Genomic DNA, 945 nt, shown 5'->3' on the forward strand with positions numbered 1-945 from the left:
GATCCCCCTCAGAAGTATGAGCAATATCCCTCCTACCCAAATCCACGCCCATTGTTTTGACGGCGTGCTCCGGTTCCGGTACCTCAGACTCCACGCCAATCTGGATGAACGAGGAACCGTCTTGGCGTTTGACCAACGTGGCTGCTTTGGGATGAGAGCCTGTGAGCCTGCCCCGCTAGTAGGAGCCAACATCCAGCTCAAAGCGTTCGCGTCTCTCAACGGTGGTTAGCGACACCGTCCAGTCCCTCTCCCGGAAAGAGAAGATGCGGGCATCGTAGGTAACAAAGCCAGACTTGAATGCCTTGACGGGACGGTTTTTCTGCTGGGCAAGCTTGCGGGCACCGGCTAACCGTCGGAACACTTGTTGAGTGAGATTAATGGACAGCCCGAACCGTGCACGGACTTCGCGATAGCATAAGAAGTGGAGCTTGACAAGGTTGGCTATATTCTCTGGCGTGTTTTGGTTGACCCAGTAAGGCCTCCGGCCCGCGGGCGCGAGGAGTGCTTGTGCAAAAGCAGACAAGGTCGCATCCAGCTTGGCGGCTTGTGACGCAGACACCTTGAGCTTGCAGGAGATAGTCAGGACTTGGGTCATGCCAAGCCTATTAGCGTTATCCCTCCCCGCCGTATAGACGCTGGAGTATCCAGCGCATTCAGATGACCCCTGTTGAGCGTGCCCAGTGGCTGAAGGGGCAAACCCTGTTTCAAAGCCTGGCGCTGGAGAGCTTGTATCCTCTGGCGGAGCACCTCCAGGAGCAACCCTTTTGCCAAGGAGAGGTTTTGGCGGAGGCAGGAACCACCCCGGCTGGGATCCAGATTTTGCTAGAGGGGCGCTGGGAAGAACGGGATCCCCATTCCGGGGAGGTTCTCAACCTGCTGCCTGGCGCGGTGGCTCATCTGGGGGAAGTCCTGGCGGAGCAGCTGCGGCGGCGGGATCTGGTGGCC

At 58.4% G+C, this 945-nt stretch carries 1 protein-coding gene and 1 pseudogene; one reads left to right on the forward strand and one right to left on the reverse strand.

Annotation, left to right across the window (positions count from 1 at the left end; genetic code table 11):
• Positions 1 to 595 (reverse strand): annotated as a pseudogene (locus NW835_RS12550) (RNA-guided endonuclease TnpB family protein); the annotation flags it as partial.
• Between the two features lie 62 nt (positions 596 to 657).
• Here NW835_RS12550 and NW835_RS12555 point away from each other — a divergent pair.
• Positions 658 to 945 (forward strand): hypothetical protein (locus NW835_RS12555; protein ID WP_414415459.1); only part of this gene is annotated, 288 nt, incomplete at its 3' end.

The organism is Synechococcus sp. OH2, from assembly GCF_047462155.1.
GTDB lineage: Bacteria > Cyanobacteriota > Cyanobacteriia > Thermostichales > Thermostichaceae > Thermostichus.